The sequence below is a fragment of the Aliivibrio friggae genome (assembly GCF_057368515.1).
The window spans coordinates 1,795,808-1,811,060 of record NZ_CM170648.1 but is presented as its reverse complement, the minus strand read 5'-3'; the positions used below and the strand labels follow the sequence as shown (position 1 = coordinate 1,811,060).

Genomic DNA, 15,253 nt, shown 5'->3' with positions numbered 1-15,253 from the left:
ATAAGCTATCGAAATCAGGCTTTTTTGTACCAATATAATTAATTAGATAATTTCTGGAATTGTATTATTCAATTGGAATCGAATCTCTGTTTATCGGTTCTTTGGGACCAAGAAATTTAGGTTGTACATTAAAGATATATAAATCAAGTATTGCTTTGGTTCTCGCTAGCACTTCTCTAATTCTTATTTTTGTATTTGCCCATCCGCTAGGGGAAGGAACAACTAAGCAGACGGTATCCATAGAGAAATGATTAGCAATGAAGAGTGCTCGTTGGCAATGAAATTTCTGAGTCACAATGGTAAGGCTATTAGCTTCAAAAATCTGTTTAGCACGCTGTACAGAGTCGAGAGTTCTAAAACCTGCGTAATCTAATGTAATATTCTCTTCAGGGATCCCTGCTTTTAATAGATCTCTTTTCATCGTCCAGGGTTCATTATATGAGCGATGAGCATTATCACCACTTAATAAAAAATGCGTTACTTTATCCTTTTTATATAACTCAATCGCCGCATCAATACGATATTGATAGTACGGGTTTAAAGTTCGTCGAATGTATTTACTCGTTCCAAGAACTAAGGCTGTGTCTTGGGTCGGTATCGATTCAATGTCTTGATACAGTTGAGATCCTGTTGAGAGTGATATGGTGACATCTGCTAATAATACGACAGATACAATAACCCCGATAATCAGCACTGTTATTTTTAACCATTTTTTTATCTGGTGTAAATTCGGAAGTTTCATTGAACCTCAACTTGGTAGATTAGGCGTTATACTTGACGATTTTTTTGTGCCCACATACCAATAATAATAAAGGTAGAAAGAACAATAGCAAGCATAAAAGCAGGCTCAATAGAGCGCAGTGCAGATGTGAGAAATGGCGATGCTTTTACAATCAATAAACCATAACCAAAGGCATTAACACCGATAAAAGCCACAGTGCGAATTAAAAAATGTTTACCAGATAAAAAAGCACGAAGTGCTCTATTAATGTCACCACCAAGCATAACTAATGCGCAAGCGATCATAGCAACAGAGATATCAGATAAGTATGGGGTTAAGTAGCTTCCCATTGAATTGAAGAAAGAAATAACGTGATTCATATAATGAGTCTTTAAATATCGTAAGGTTAATTAATGGCTATTAGAAACATATAGTTGAAAAAAAACCAGAGAAATCTTCTCTGGTTTTGATTTTGGTGGAAATTTTTAATTAAAACGCAGTTCGTTTGTAGCGACGATATACTGGTTTCCAGAAGTACTGGTCAATTTTTTGATGTAATGCTTCGTCAGTGATTTCTAAAGCATAGCCTTGTTCAATCGCTTTTTTAGCAACAGCAAAGGCAATTTTCTTTGATACTGTGTGGATCTCTTCCAATGGTGGTAGAAGCGCACCAGAACCATTAATAGCAAGAGGGGAACACTCTGCTAATGCACGGCTTGATTCTTGTAGCATTTCATCAGAAACACGAGTCGCTTTAATTGCTAAAACACCTAGACCAATACCAGGGAAAATAAAGCTGTTGTTACATTGTGCAATTGGGTAAGTTTGACCATTATGAGTAACAGGATCAAACGGACTACCTGTTGCTACTAATGCTTGTCCATCAGTCCAACGAATAATGTCATTTGGTGTTGCTTCTACACGACTTGTTGGGTTTGATAATGGGAACACAATAGGGCGTTCACAGTGTTTATGCATCTCTTGGATAACTTCTTTGCTAAATAAGCCAGGAGCACCAGATACACCAATTAACACTGTTGGTTTTGCATTACGCATAACATCTACAAGTGAGTAGTTAGGTTCTTCAGAAACCCAGTCTTTCGTATTTTCAGCTTTTTGTACTAAACGTTGTTGGAAATCAAGTAGGTTTGGCATGCCTTCTTGTAATAAGCCCCAACGGTCAACCATGTACACTTGCGAGCGTGCCTGAGCATCAGAAATACCTTCAGATACCATTTGAGCAATAATCGCTTCAGCAATACCACAACCCGCAGAGCCTGCACCTAAGAAGGTAACACGTTGCTGTGCTAATGAACTGCCCGCCGCTTTACAGGCTGCAAGTAGTGAACCAACAGTAACCGCAGCAGTACCTTGAATATCATCATTAAAACAACAGATACGATTTTTGTAACGCTCAAGTAAAGGCATTGCATTTTTTTGTGCAAAATCTTCAAATTGAACAAGAGCTTGAGGCCAACGACGTTGAACTGCTTGAATAAAGTCTTCAACAAACTCAGCGTATTCATCACCAGTGACACGAGGGTGACGCCAGCCCATGTACATAGGATCTGCAAGACGTTGAGGGTTATTAGTACCTACATCAAGAACGATAGGTAGGGTATGCGCAGGACTAATACCACCACATGCGGTATACAGTGCTAATTTACCAATTGGAATACCCATACCGCCGATACCTTGGTCACCAAGACCAAGAATACGCTCACCATCAGTAACAACAATTACTTTTACGTTTTGGTTTGCTGCGTTATTTAGTAGGTCATCAATGCGGTTTTTGTTCTCATAAGAGATAAATAGACCACGACCACGACGATAGATGTTTGAGAAGTTTTCACACGCAGCACCAACAGTAGGCGTGTAAATAATTGGCATCATTTCACTGATATGGTTTTGAACTAAGCGATAAAACAAGGTTTCATTCGTGTCTTGAATATTACGTAGGTAGATATGTTTATCCATATCATTTTCAAAACTTTGATACTGCTTATAAGCTCGACCAGTTTGTTCTTCGATGCTTTCGATAGCTTCAGGAAGTAAGCCTTCTAAGTTAAAATATTTACGCTCAGTAGTGCTGAATGCGCTGCCTTTATTTAGCAGAGGGGTACTTAGAAGTGCTGGGCCAGCATAAGGGATATATAGGGGACGTTTGTTGTTATTCATTGTTATGCTTCTTCAAATCAAGAATGAACCACAGATCCTATGCCTACTTTACTTAAATATCAAAGCGTGATTGAAAATAAAGTGCGAATACAGTCATGTTTTTATCAATCAAATCCGCTAGAGTAGTGAAATATTCTATTATTTTACGGTTTGTATGTTTTTGTTACCAATTAATGCCATTCGTTCTGATTTTTCTGCTTCTATTTTAGATAAAAATTTAGTTGTTCAATCTGAAACGGGATCGGGAAAATCGACTCATTTACCTTTATGGGCATCAGAGTACGGTCGTGTATTGGTTATAGAGCCAAGAAGGATCGCTTGTACGGCATTGGCTGAATATTTAGCAATGCAGAATGGTCAGGCTGTGGGTGAAGATATTGGTTATGCGATCAAACTCGACAGTAACTATAGCGAAAACAGTAACATTGTATTTGTTACCCCCGGAATCGCATTAAAGTGGTTTATGGAAGATAAATTAGCCACATTTCCATTCATTATGATTGATGAATTCCATGAGCGTCGCTGGGATACTGATCTGTTAGTGGCTTTATTGCGTGATCATCAACAGCACCGTCTTATTTTAACCTCGGCTACGATAGAAAGTAAGCCACTAGCGAGTTATGTGAATGCCACGGTTTTAACGGCAGAAGGTCGACAATTCGCCGTTAATATATCAAATGTTGCTGAACACCCTCAACAGATGCCATCGATAAAAGACTTAGATCTTCACGTGATCTCAATGCTACAAAGTATTATTCAGCAAGGCGAAACCGGCGATATCTTAGTCTTCTTACCAGGAAAGAAAGAAATCACGCAATGTGCTCAAATTGCGACGAAAAAATTCCCTGATAGTAAAGTGATCCCACTGTTTGCAGGCGTTTCTGATACTCATCGGCATCAAGCATTAACGAAATCTTCCCAACAACGAATTATCTTTGCAACCAATGTGGCAGAAACCTCGCTTACGATCCCCAATGTCACCGTGGTTATTGATTCAGGATTAGAGCGAAGAACGCACCAGCGAAATGGCCGAACAACACTATCTCTGCAAGCCATTTCTAAAGCGAGTGCAGATCAGCGAGCAGGACGAGCAGGGCGAACTCAAGTGGGGCAAGCGATTAGATTGTATGGAGAGCATGCCCCATTAGAAAAAATGACACCCCCAGAATTACAAAGAGAAGAGTTAGTTGAGGCTGTCTTAGCGGCAGCCAGCTGTGCTCGAGCTTTACGAGAGATGACATTCTTAGAGCCATTACCAGAAAAATCGTTAGCGTTAGCCGAAGAAAAACTACAACAAATGGGTGCGATAAACCGTGATCTTGTTATCACAGATTATGGCTTGCAATTGTTTCCCTTGCCCATTGATACCCTTTTTTCTCATATGCTTTCGGTAGTGAAAGGGCGATCTGAAAAAGAAACCGTTGCAGATTTAGTGGCGGGGCTTTCTGTTTCAAACAAATTATTCTCAATCGCTAATTCAGAAATGGCATTAGATGAGTTTTTGCGTTGGAATCCACAATCCTGTGATCTAGTGACTTTAGCCTCTATTGTTCGAGGCCATGATTGTGATGGATTAATTATTGATGATGAATTGCGTAAAGAAGCTCAGGCATTAGCAAAGCAGATCCGCAATGAATTAGGGTTACCAGAGCTAGCTGTCAGTAGCCGTTTGAAAAGAGAAGCGGTATTACTTCAATTGGTAAATAAATTACCTGAATTAGTCTTTGTTCGTAGAGAAAAACGCAGAGAGGCTTTTGGCAATGGTTATTTAGAAGTGGTTCTTGGACGAAATAATCATTTTTTACCTATCTATGAAGCCGCCATTATATTTAATCAGTTTTCTTTACCTGGAAGAGGCAATAAGCAAACACTGACAATTGCAACGGCATTAGCACCGATAGATATTTCTTGGATTATTGAAAGTGAATTGGCGGAATGTCGAGTTGGTGAATGCATCAATGATAATCAAGACATTAAAATAGCTCATGATTATTACTACGCCAATCGACTATTGAAAACGGTTTATGTTGAACCGGCAGAAGAGGATGCGATTGCGGCGATCGTCTCACAAGTGATTGAAGGTCATATTCTGCCCTTATTTAAAGATAAAAGAGAGGCAGAAATTGCCGCTTGGCAGCTTTATTGTCAATTAAACGGCAATAAGCAGAGTTCAGCGATGACTTTTGAATATTGGTTTACCCAACAGCTAGAAGAGCTTGGCGTTACTTCACTAGACGACATGGCAATGTTTGATGAAGATGACTTTATTTTTGATGGCGTTCCTGAGTGGGAGTTGGTTGATTTTATGAAAAAATACCCTCAAATCGTGGTATTGCCTGACATTACAGTCTCTGCCGAATATTTCCCATCAAGTAAGCGAGTGGTATTAACCTACATGAAAGGGGATAGAAGAGGGGATCTTAAGCGGTGGGAGCTTCCAACTTGGTCAGGTTGGCGAATTCAGTATAAAAAAGCAAGCCGTAGCATTGATGTTAAATAATTCAAATAGATAAAGTTAAATGTCGGTATGTATTTTGCTTATCAATACAAAAAGGCAAGTTACTGACAAAAGGTCAATTATGAAAAAATGGATGCTACTGATTGCATTGGCTATTCCTCTCGTAACCTCAGCAAAAGAATTAAATCGTATTCATGGCTATGAAGACAGTTATGTATTAGGTACTTATACTGATGAACTGAATAAAGACACTTATGTTGCCGGTGGTTTTGAAGATGCGGATGGCTTACAACAAGTTGAAGTTAAATTTCAATTTTCGTTAGCCGTTCCAATTATGCCGATTAATCAAAGCACGTCAGTGATGTTTGCTTATACTCAGAAATCATTATGGCAGTTGGGAAACAATGATATTTCATCCCCTTTTAGAGAAACCAACTATAAGCCACAGTTTTTTTTAATGCATCAATCAAATATGCTGTTATTTAATAACGCTGAGATTGGTTATGTACATGAGTCAAATGGTCAGACGGCGAGTTTATCTCGCAGTTGGGATCGAGTGTATGGAGCGTTAGAGCGTATTGATGGTCCGGTTCAATATGGCTTTAGAGCGTGGTATGTATTTGCAGAAGAAACGCCAGATGAAGACATGACGGATTACTTAGGTGATTACGATGTATGGGTTAAGTTAGGAAATGATATTGGTCAGTTTAACACGCGTTTTCATTATAATTTTGGAACAAACAAAGGCGGCGCAGAAGCGGGTTATACCCTGTATCTAAATAAATTTGTTGGTTTGTATGTTCAGGCATGGAAAGGGTATGGTGAAACCTTGATTGATTATGACCATGATCAAACCCGAATTGGCTTAGGTATGAAGTTAATTCCACCAAATTAATTTAAATATTAATGTGTAATGATTAAGCCTCGATGTAAATCGGGGCTTTTTTATGAAAGTTAATTATTATATTTAGCGGGTTAATGTGTAGAGGGAAGTGAGGCTTGTCATACTATGATGGCGATCATTGCTATCATTTATAATATGCATTACGATCGCGCCAGTTTTTTTCTAGGGAATACAATATGATTATAATGATGTTGTTGAGTTTTGTAATCATCGCTGCGGTATTGTGGTGGTTTTACAGTCGAGATAAAGCGGCCTCTTTAAATCCAGTATGGATGATATTTTTTGTTGTAATCAGCATGATTGTTATTTTTTCTTCGGGTTTACGCCCAGAGAAGTTTGCTGTGAATAATAAAGTGATTACAGAACCTTTAGGCCCATTATCGTATGATGATAAAATGCGATATTTAGAAGATCAATTAAAAGCGTCACCAAATAATTCTGATCTATGGTTTGAAATTGGTCAAGGCTACTTACTAAATGGTGAGTTTAATAACGCGAATATTTGTTTTGATTATGCACTGCGCCTCTCTGATGAGCCAACAGCAAATCAATACGCTGCAAAAGCAACAACTCAGTATTACGCACATTCTCAAATCATTAATGAAGAGATACAAACTTTACTTAATAAGGCATTAGAGCTTGATGAGTATAACCAAGCGGCATTAACCTTAATTGCTTCCGATCATTTTGTGACGTTCCGTTATCAAAAAGCGATTAATGCTTGGCAGAAGATTTTAGATTCAGAAAGAGTTGATATAGATAGAGTCACTATTATTAATTCAATTAACCAAGCGAAGCAATTAATGCAGGCTCGTCGCTAGTTAAAGAGTTAAAGAGTTAAAGAGTTAAAGAGTTAAAGATATGAAAAAGCCGACACTTCAAAGGTTGAAGTGTCGGCTTTTTTATTGGTACTTAGCTAATGAGATTTAGCTCTTTATTTGACGATTATTTTATTGGTGCATAATCGGTTGATTCACGTTCTTTTGCTTGGTTTTCCCACTGAGGAACCACGGTTTCTAAGAAGTGTTTTTTCTCAGCTTCCATACCTTTCATATCCATACCCAATGCTTTTTGTGCCGCCGCTTTGGTTGAAATATCTGGTATAGCGATAGGGTCCGTAATCCCTTTTTTCGCTAGTAGACGGATCAGTTTGGTACGAGCATCTGCTGCTTTATCAACCGCAGTCCCTAATACTTCTAGAGCAACTTCAGGTGCATGCATATGAACACCATGTGAAGCAATCGCATAATCCCAGCGCCATTGTGCATGACGAATATCTTGTAGGATTGGCTCCATTTCTTTTTCAGTTGCACCAGCATCCCATGCAGCTCCAGCTTCAAAGTGAGCGGCCACGATTTGACGTTCAGCGGTTAGCTTCATTTTAAGTACTTGTGCTTTACGACTAGCAACAACACCTTGTAGCATTTCTTTAGATTGTGTATGACAGTTTGCACAGGTATCTTCAAAGCGATCGAATGGGTTACCGACTTTATGATCAGTATAAACGGTGCCATCTTCTTTTTTCACTTTTGGCATATGACAATCAACACAAGTTACGTTGTTTTTGCCATGGATACCATCACGCCAAGTTTCATAACCTGGATGTTGTGCTTTTAGCATTGGCGCTTTAGATACTTTATGCGTCCAGTCTTTAAAGCCAATTTCGTCATAGTACTCTTCCATTTCATCAACCGTGGTGCCTTTATCCCAAGGGAATTTGACGGCTTTGGTTTTTCCTGTGAAGTAGTATTCAACGTGACATTGACCACAAACAGCAGCTTGTTGGTCTAAACGAGATTGATCTCCAAAAGGTTTACCAATCGCATCCATTGCACGTTCAACATGAGGTTTAGTAATCGCTAAAGCGGGTTCGCCATTTTTAAAGCCTTCACTACGAGTGTCATGACAATCGGCACAGCCAATCGGGTTTTGAATTTCACTCCCTAGACGAGCCCATTTACCAGAGAAATAGCCATCTTCGCCTTTCTCTTCGATTACACGGCCAACATCAGGGCTTTTACAGCTCCAACATGCCATTGGCATTGGGCCAGAGTTTTCATCGGTAGGGCCTGCAGTGCGGAGGGTTTGTCTTACATCATCAATCGCATAAAAGTGGCCACGTGCTTTGTTATAGTCTTTAGCAAAACCATAACCTGCCCACATGATCACCATATTTGGATCTTCGGCTAATGCATCTTCAATTTGTACGCTATCAGAGGTAGAGCGCCATGATTCATATTGATCGGCATGCTCTTTTGCATAAGCTTCATTGCGAGGGTCAACTCGCTCACTGTTTTCAGATGCAGCAAAGCTGTGGCTACTTAATAATAACGTAGTCACCATGGCAATTGCAGCGGCTGAACGACGGGTCCATTGCTTTTTCACTATTGGTATCTCCAAATTCTTGTAATTAATTTAGCCAAGCGTTGTGAAAGCGACTATCAATCAGAATTGGAAACCCTACAAGTCTAACGTAAATGCAAGTTGGTGATTTTTTCATCGGACTTAGTGTTGATTTACATCAAGTTACATAGGTGATCTATATCACCAATAAATACAAGTAGCCCTAAAGTGGTATTTCTAATGCATCTTGTTACGAATGGTTATTATTTTCGTTAAAATACAACAAGATACTGGTTTATTGACAACTATCACAAAAGTAGTGGAAGGTTAGCTTTGATTTGATACAACTTGTATTATTTAGACACATTTAGTTATAAAATACCCTTGTTAAGCGTTGTGGCTAAACTATCCAATGAGAATTGATATCAAAGATGAAGAGGAATCTTCATTATTATAATCACTCATCCTCTATTTATTTGTTAACGGTTCGCTGTATTCAAATAGTATAGAAAGGGAAGGATATACAATGGGCAAAGTCAAATTAGCCATAGCCACAATGTTGAAGCTTACCTTCGCATTTTGTCTCTATGGTTTGTCTCTGAATGTTGCAGCAGATGAATCGCCCCAAGTTAAGGCTGACTCATCAACTCGACATGAGGTGACATTAATTCGTGACCGCGATTATGCGTGTACACAATGTCATAAAGACGAAAAAGAAACTCTCAAAGGCTCACACGGAGAAAATTCATTCGCGACTCTTAAGCGTGATGTGAATTGTGTTGAGTGTCATAAATCAATTGGGCCTGATCACCGAGACGGCGCATCTCAAGTTACCAAATATTCTGCGGCACAATCAAAACAAGGCACGGAAAAAGTGACCCTCTCGTTTGATGAAATTTTACAAGCTAATAGCCAATGTACTGATTGTCATACCTCAGAAAAATTACGTGATGATAGCTGGACGCACGACGTTCACGCCAAAAACTTAACCTGCTCATCTTGTCATATCGTTCATGGAGAGAAAGAGGCTGTGCTTTCTTTTGACCACTCTGCGAAGATCAAGATGTGTGTTGATTGCCACGCTGATTTTAATCAGAAAGAAAATAAGCTAGGAGAATAGTATGAGTTGTTCTAGACGAAATTTTTTAGCTGGTTCTGGTGCGGTTATCTTTACTACCGGAGTTGCAACCACGTCATTAATGAGCAGTAAAAAAACGCTGGCTTATTCGATGGAAGACGGCGCGAAACGCTATGGTATGGTTCATGACGAGACAGCTTGTATTGGCTGTACGGCGTGTACGGAAGCGTGTCGTGAAGTGAACAGTGTGCCAGAAGGCGTTTCTCGATTAGAGATTATTCGTAGTGAACCAAAAGGTGAGTTCCCAGATGTAGATTATCGTTTTACGCGTAAGTCATGCCAACACTGTGAAAATGCACCTTGTGTGATGGTGTGCCCGACGGGTGCTGCATACAAAGATGAAAAAACAGGAATTGTGGATGTTCACAATGAAAAATGTGTGGGTTGTGGCTATTGTTTAGCGGCGTGTCCTTATCAAGTGCGTTTCTTTAATCCTGTGACTAAATCTGCGGATAAATGTGATTTTTGTCGTGAGACTAATTTAGCACAAGGTAAGCAACCTGCTTGTGTTGAATCTTGTCCCACAAAAGCACTAATATTTGGTGATTTAAACGACAAAAATAGCGAGATTAATGCGGTACTGAATAATAATCCAGTTTATCGTGACAAAGTGGGTCTAGGCACTAAGCCTAAGCTATATAAGATCCCACATCAAAAAGGGGAGATTTAAGATGAGTGCATGGGAAGCTGCGTTTAATTTTGACTCTTTGGTATGGGATTGGATCATTGCGATCTACCTTTTCTTAGCGGGCATGTCTGCTGGTGCGGTCATGATATCCATTTACTTAAAACGTAAAGTGATTGAAGGAAACCCTGCAGATAACGGCATAATCAAAGCGACGGCAATATTAGCGCCATTTGGTATTATTGCCGGTCTTACTATTTTGATTTTCCACTTAACTAAACCGTTATCTTTTTGGAAAATTATGATCTTCTTTAACCCTACGTCAGTAATGTCGATGGGGGTTATCTTGTTCCAAGTGTATATGGTCGTACTGTTTGCTTGGATAGGGGTTATCTTTAGAAAAGATATCATGGGGTTCTTAAAAGGAAAGTTTGGTTTTATCGACACGATTTTGTTGAAAATTGAACAGTTTGAGAACGCATTAGAAATTTTCTTAGCGGTGCTAGCGGTTATGCTGGCGGCTTATACTGGTTTCTTATTATCAGCTTTACAAACCTACCCAATGTTAAATAACCCGGTATTGCCGATTTTATTCTTGTTCTCAAGTTTATCTTCCGGTGCGGCGGCGTGTTTATTGTTTGGTGTACTTGGATTTAAAGAATCAAGTCATAGTACGTCGGTAAAATGGATTCATAATTTTGAGCGTCCAGTTGTGGTGTTTGAATTATTTGTTCTTATCACTTTCTTTACGGGATTAATCTTTAGTGGAGGTCAAGGTGAAGCGGCTGCATGGGCTGCTATTGGTAGTGGCTTTTGGGGAACTTGGTTCTGGGTTGGGGTGATTGGCTTAGGTATGCTGACGCCATTAGCTCTTAATGCATTTACGCCAAAAGAAGTCGCTCATGGTAAAGGCTTTATTTTTGTTGTGACATCACTAAGTTTGATTGGTGTATTAATGCTGCGTACGTTTGTACTCTATGCAGGACAAATGACCGTCGTATAAAGTGTAACGCCATATCAGTGCAGCCTTGTTTATCAGGGTAATACAGATATGGCGTTTCATCATTATTAAATAATTTATTGAAAATCAATGGAGCAGTATGATTGCTGAAATCGGTCAGTTTTGGTTAATAGCAACGATGATATTATCATTTGTCGCTATGGGCTCGGTTGGATATGGCCTTATTAAAAGTAACGAACAATGGTCAATAGCTATTTTTCCTCTTTCTTTACTGAGCTGTTTTTTTTGTATTCTTTCGGTCTCTGCGCTTGGCTATGGCTTTTATATCGATGATTTTTCGATCCGATACATTGCTGAACATTCTAATTCAGCGTTACCTGTATTTTTTAAAATTGCCGCTATTTGGGGAGGTCACGAAGGCTCATTATTGTTCTGGGTATTAACCTTAACGTTGTGGGCAGGGCTTATAACGCTAAATAGAAAACGGATTGAACAGGCTTATGTCGTTCGTGTTTTATTGGTGTTAAATACACTGATTGTGATTTTTTCCGCTTTTACTCTTTTCGCTTCAAATCCATTTATTATTTATGTAAATATCCCATTAGAAGGCCGAGATCTGAATCCAATGTTGCAAGATATTGGATTGATATTTCATCCACCATTACTTTATTTAGGATATGTCGGTTTTGCCGCTACGTTTTCTTTTGCTCTGGCAGCGTTAATGATGAAAGAAGTTCCATTAGCATGGGTTCGTTATGCAAGAAATTGGACCTTACTGGCATGGGCTTTATTGACTGCAGGAATCAGCCTAGGTTCATGGTGGGCATATTATGAATTAGGATGGGGTGGTTGGTGGTTTTGGGATCCTGTAGAAAACGCCTCTTTGTTACCTTGGTTAACTGGGACTGCGTTATTACACACCTTGATAGCCAGTCATAAGCAGCAACAGTTATTAAAAACCTCTGCAGTTTTGGCCTTGATTTCGTTTAGTTTGAGCATTCTTGGTACCTTTGTGGTGCGTTCTGGTGTATTGACCTCAGTTCATGCCTTTGCGGTAGATCCTACTCGTGGCATTATTTTGCTATTGATCCTTTTTGCTGTGCTTTTGGTCTCATTTTCTTTGTATGCACTTAAAAGTAAACAGTTAAATAGTAAATCGATCACTGAGTTGATGAGTCGCGATTTTCTTTTTCTACTGTTATCAGGACTGTTTTCAATAGCGACAATAACCGTGTTGCTAGGCACTTTTTATCCTATGATTTTTCAAATTTTAGGATTAGGAAATATCTCTGTTGGTGCTCCCTATTTCAACCTACTGTTTGTGCCTATGGCGATAATAGCGCTGTTGATGATGGCAGTTTCAATTTTTGTTCAATGGGGTCAAAAAACAGAGATAGCGACCAAAAGAAACGGCTTACTATTAGTTCTCGGTTCGATAACCAGTGGCTTGATTATTTATCGACTTCAATACAAAGAGCTGTTTATTGTACCCTCGATTATTTGGGTATTAGCCATCGCTGTTATTGGTGGTTCAATATGGACAATAAAACAATCAAAAGGAAAAGCGCTCGGAATGGCAGTGGCACATATAGGCGTTGCCGTTGTGATGATTGGGGCGGCAATGAATGGCTCTCACTCTTTTGAAACCAGTGCCAAAATGGAACCAGGTATTACAGCAAAACTAGCCGATTACGACATTACGTATGCTGAAACGGATCTATTGGTTGCTCCGAACTATACCGCAGAACAAGCCAATTTAGTGATCAGTGAAAAGGGAAAAGAAATCGCGACAGTTCAGCCACAGCGTCGTCATTATCAAGTACGAGTGATGAACATGAGTGAACCCGCTATGCATTGGTTTTGGCATGGTGATATTTATGTCACCTTGGGTGAAAAACTTAAAGATGGTAGCTTCGCGCTTCGCTTACAATATAAAGCGTACGTAAGATGGATATGGTTTGGCTCTATCCTAATGGCATTAGGTGGTATTATCGCCATCATTAAAAAGAAAAAAGCGGAAGAAGCATAAAGGCACTCTTGATGAAAACAGGCTCTAAGAAAACAATAATTAAAATAGGACTAGCCGTTAGTGTATGTATTGGTATTTTTATCGTATTACTTAGCGGGTTAGAAACCAAAGAATCAAGCACCTCAACAGCGATGGTGGGTGAGAGTGTCCCTGCTTTTGAATTGCCAGAAGTCATGGATACGTCTGTATTATTAAATGAATCTTTATTTCAACAGCAACCATTAACTTTATTAAATGTCTGGGCTGCTTGGTGTGGTATTTGTAAAACCGAGCATCACTTTTTACACCAATTAAAAGAGCAGGGCATAACCATCATTGGTTTAGATTATCGAGATGATCGAATAGCAGCTAAACAAGTGTTAGAAAAGACAGGTTCACCATACCAAGCGGTGATTTTCGATCCAAGAGGATCACTTGCAATGGATTTAGGCGTTTTTGGTACGCCGACGACTTTTTTAATTGATCAGAAAGGAGTGATATTACATCGCTTTACTGGCGCTTTAGATGAGAAAAAATGGCAACGTGAATTTGCTCATTTTTTTAAGGAGTTATAATGAAACGATGCAAAGAATTGTTGTTTTTGATGATTGTAATATTTAGCTCGGTATCCGTTCAGGCCAATTCTGATAATAGCCCAAGCTTGTTTGTTGGCGCGGATAAAGAGGTAATTGAAAGCGTCGAGCTGTTTGAATTTAATTCACCACAAGAGCAGAAACGCTCTATTGATTTAGCGAAACAATTGCGTTGCCCTCAATGCCAAAACCAAAATTTAGTCGAGTCAAATTCGCCAATAGCCAAAGATTTACGTTTGCAAGTTTACCAGCAAATAAAAGCAGGTAAGAGTGATAAAGAAGTGGTGGCATTTATGACGCGTCGTTTTGGGGATTTTGTTTTATATGAACCGCCATTAAATGTGAAAACCTATGTGCTTTGGCTATTGCCGTTATTGCTACTTATTGGTTTTGGCATTATGGCGGTTAAATCAGTGAAGAAGAATCGTAAAGAGTCTTGCTAGCTTGCTATCGCTGCTGGCTCTGCTTCATAAGACCATTCAACACAATACTTTGCTAATATTTCTAATGAATCCAAACAATGATGCGGTGACTGTAAATTTTGCTCAGCTAGCGCTACTGGGATTTCAGTGCAACCAAGAATAATCGCTTCTGCACCTTGGGATAACATATCTTTAAATACAGGTAGCATTAACGCTTTCCCTTTTTCAATGTTTCCAGCTTTAACTTCGTAGATACCTTGCATAACTGCTTGTTGCTGCATGCCATTAGTTTCAATCACATCAATATCATACTGGTTGAGCTTCTGTTGATACATCCTTGCTTTCATTGTTGCTGTTGTTGCAAGTAATCCAACCGTTTTATGTTTACGTATTTGGGTCTCTTGTACAACGCTATCAATAATACTAATGGTATGAACATGGCTAGTCGCACTTAACTGTGAATACCAATAATGTGCAGTATTACATGGAATAACAATGCACTCAGCTCCTGATTGCTCTAGTTGATCAAAGCTGTGTTTTAATTCAGGGTAAGGATCTTCACCATGGCCCATAATAAATGCCGTTCTATCCGGAATTTGTGGAACACTACTCACTACCATTGGAATGTGTTCTTGATCATTATGTGCTGGTGTCTGAGTTATTATTTTCATCATAAACTCAACGGTTGCTAATGGCCCCATCCCACCTAAGATACCTAGTTTTTTATTCATAATATTAATCTTGCTAATGCAGAAGTTGAATAAATCATGTCAGTCGTTGTGGTTTTTGTTAAATGCTAAGAATTATAGTTGTATGTCAAATCGGCATAGCTAAAAGCGTAAAAATTAGAATTAAGTCTCAGTAAGTCGTTTTTTTGGATGATTTATATACATTTGAGACGA

At 39.1% G+C, this 15,253-nt stretch carries 14 protein-coding genes; 9 read left to right on the top strand and 5 right to left on the bottom strand.

Annotated elements, in window-relative coordinates:
• Positions 1–64 precede the first annotated feature (64 nt).
• From AC2INI_RS08385 to AC2INI_RS08375, 3 genes are all read right to left on the bottom strand, one after another.
• On the bottom strand, positions 65–742 hold the full coding sequence (locus tag AC2INI_RS08385; RefSeq protein WP_122033057.1) for a SanA/YdcF family protein: 678 nt from the start codon (positions 740–742) through the stop codon (positions 65–67).
• 26 nt (positions 743–768) lie between these two features.
• The gene (locus AC2INI_RS08380; protein ID WP_122033056.1) at positions 769–1,101 is read right to left on the bottom strand and encodes a DUF3392 domain-containing protein; all 333 of its coding nucleotides are present in this window, start codon (positions 1,099–1,101) and stop codon (positions 769–771) included.
• Positions 1,102–1,210: 109 nt separating this feature from the next.
• Positions 1,211–2,899, bottom strand: coding sequence for an NAD-dependent malic enzyme (locus tag AC2INI_RS08375; protein ID WP_122033055.1), 1,689 nt, complete (start codon positions 2,897–2,899; stop codon positions 1,211–1,213).
• A 154-nt stretch (positions 2,900–3,053) separates the two neighbouring features.
• Between AC2INI_RS08375 and AC2INI_RS08370 the strand changes: the two genes are divergently transcribed.
• The 3 genes from AC2INI_RS08370 (at position 3,054) to AC2INI_RS08360 (ending at position 7,082) form a co-directional block, all read left to right on the top strand.
• Complete coding sequence (locus AC2INI_RS08370) at positions 3,054–5,399, top strand: helicase-related protein (protein ID WP_486304608.1); 2,346 nt, start codon at positions 3,054–3,056, stop codon at positions 5,397–5,399.
• Between the two features lie 79 nt (positions 5,400–5,478).
• Positions 5,479–6,252, top strand: a complete 774-nt coding sequence (locus AC2INI_RS08365; protein ID WP_486304607.1) for a phospholipase A — start codon at positions 5,479–5,481, stop codon at positions 6,250–6,252.
• Between the two features lie 185 nt (positions 6,253–6,437).
• Positions 6,438–7,082 carry a TPR domain-containing protein gene (locus tag AC2INI_RS08360; protein ID WP_486304606.1) on the top strand — a complete coding sequence of 215 codons (645 nt, stop codon included), beginning with the start codon at positions 6,438–6,440 and terminating at the stop codon, positions 7,080–7,082.
• 124 nt (positions 7,083–7,206) lie between these two features.
• On the opposite strand, the gene nrfA is transcribed toward AC2INI_RS08360, so the two are convergent.
• On the bottom strand, positions 7,207–8,646 hold the full coding sequence (gene nrfA / locus AC2INI_RS08355) for an ammonia-forming nitrite reductase cytochrome c552 subunit (protein ID WP_122033051.1): 1,440 nt from the start codon (positions 8,644–8,646) through the stop codon (positions 7,207–7,209).
• Between the two features lie 484 nt (positions 8,647–9,130).
• Here nrfA and nrfB point away from each other — a divergent pair, with 484 nt between their 5' ends.
• From nrfB to nrfF, 6 genes are all read left to right on the top strand, one after another.
• Positions 9,131–9,724 (top strand): cytochrome c nitrite reductase pentaheme subunit, encoded by a 594-nt coding sequence (gene nrfB / locus AC2INI_RS08350; RefSeq protein WP_122033050.1) that lies wholly within the window; start codon positions 9,131–9,133, stop codon positions 9,722–9,724.
• Position 9,725: 1 nt separating this feature from the next.
• Positions 9,726–10,412, top strand: a complete 687-nt coding sequence (gene nrfC / locus AC2INI_RS08345; protein ID WP_486304605.1) for a cytochrome c nitrite reductase Fe-S protein — start codon at positions 9,726–9,728, stop codon at positions 10,410–10,412.
• Position 10,413: 1 nt separating this feature from the next.
• Entirely contained in the window at positions 10,414–11,370 is a 957-nt protein-coding gene (gene nrfD, locus AC2INI_RS08340; RefSeq protein WP_122033048.1) for a cytochrome c nitrite reductase subunit NrfD, read from the top strand.
• A 97-nt stretch (positions 11,371–11,467) separates the two neighbouring features.
• Complete coding sequence (locus tag AC2INI_RS08335) at positions 11,468–13,357, top strand: heme lyase CcmF/NrfE family subunit (RefSeq protein WP_486304604.1); 1,890 nt, start codon at positions 11,468–11,470, stop codon at positions 13,355–13,357.
• 11 nt (positions 13,358–13,368) lie between these two features.
• Positions 13,369–13,911, top strand: a complete 543-nt coding sequence (locus AC2INI_RS08330; RefSeq protein ID WP_486304603.1) for a DsbE family thiol:disulfide interchange protein — start codon at positions 13,369–13,371, stop codon at positions 13,909–13,911.
• Complete coding sequence (gene nrfF, locus AC2INI_RS08325) at positions 13,911–14,372, top strand: heme lyase NrfEFG subunit NrfF (RefSeq protein WP_486304602.1); 462 nt, start codon at positions 13,911–13,913, stop codon at positions 14,370–14,372. Before AC2INI_RS08330 ends, nrfF begins: the two co-directional genes overlap by 1 nt.
• Here the strand turns inward: nrfF and cuyB are convergent.
• Entirely contained in the window at positions 14,369–15,082 is a 714-nt protein-coding gene (cuyB, locus tag AC2INI_RS08320; protein ID WP_486304601.1) for a cysteate racemase, read from the bottom strand. The two genes, nrfF and cuyB, sit on opposite strands and share 4 nt — an antisense overlap.
• Between the last annotated feature and the right edge of the window lie 171 nt (positions 15,083–15,253).

Bases quoted from the DNA above. Each gene is read 5' to 3' on its own strand.
- AC2INI_RS08385 (WP_122033057.1), bottom strand. From the start codon at position 742: ATGAAACTTCCGAATTTACACCAGATAAAAAAATGGTTAAAAATAACA.
- AC2INI_RS08380 (WP_122033056.1), bottom strand. From the start codon at position 1,101: ATGAATCACGTTATTTCTTTCTTCAATTCAATGGGAAGCTACTTAACC.
- AC2INI_RS08375 (WP_122033055.1), bottom strand. From the start codon at position 2,899: ATGAATAACAACAAACGTCCCCTATATATCCCTTATGCTGGCCCAGCA.
- AC2INI_RS08370 (WP_486304608.1), top strand. From the start codon at position 3,054: ATGTTTTTGTTACCAATTAATGCCATTCGTTCTGATTTTTCTGCTTCT.
- AC2INI_RS08365 (WP_486304607.1), top strand. From the start codon at position 5,479: ATGAAAAAATGGATGCTACTGATTGCATTGGCTATTCCTCTCGTAACC.
- AC2INI_RS08360 (WP_486304606.1), top strand. From the start codon at position 6,438: ATGATTATAATGATGTTGTTGAGTTTTGTAATCATCGCTGCGGTATTG.
- nrfB (WP_122033050.1), top strand. From the start codon at position 9,131: ATGGGCAAAGTCAAATTAGCCATAGCCACAATGTTGAAGCTTACCTTC.
- nrfC (WP_486304605.1), top strand. From the start codon at position 9,726: ATGAGTTGTTCTAGACGAAATTTTTTAGCTGGTTCTGGTGCGGTTATC.
- nrfD (WP_122033048.1), top strand. From the start codon at position 10,414: ATGAGTGCATGGGAAGCTGCGTTTAATTTTGACTCTTTGGTATGGGAT.
- AC2INI_RS08335 (WP_486304604.1), top strand. From the start codon at position 11,468: ATGATTGCTGAAATCGGTCAGTTTTGGTTAATAGCAACGATGATATTA.
- AC2INI_RS08330 (WP_486304603.1), top strand. From the start codon at position 13,369: ATGAAAACAGGCTCTAAGAAAACAATAATTAAAATAGGACTAGCCGTT.
- nrfF (WP_486304602.1), top strand. From the start codon at position 13,911: ATGAAACGATGCAAAGAATTGTTGTTTTTGATGATTGTAATATTTAGC.
- cuyB (WP_486304601.1), bottom strand. From the start codon at position 15,082: ATGAATAAAAAACTAGGTATCTTAGGTGGGATGGGGCCATTAGCAACC.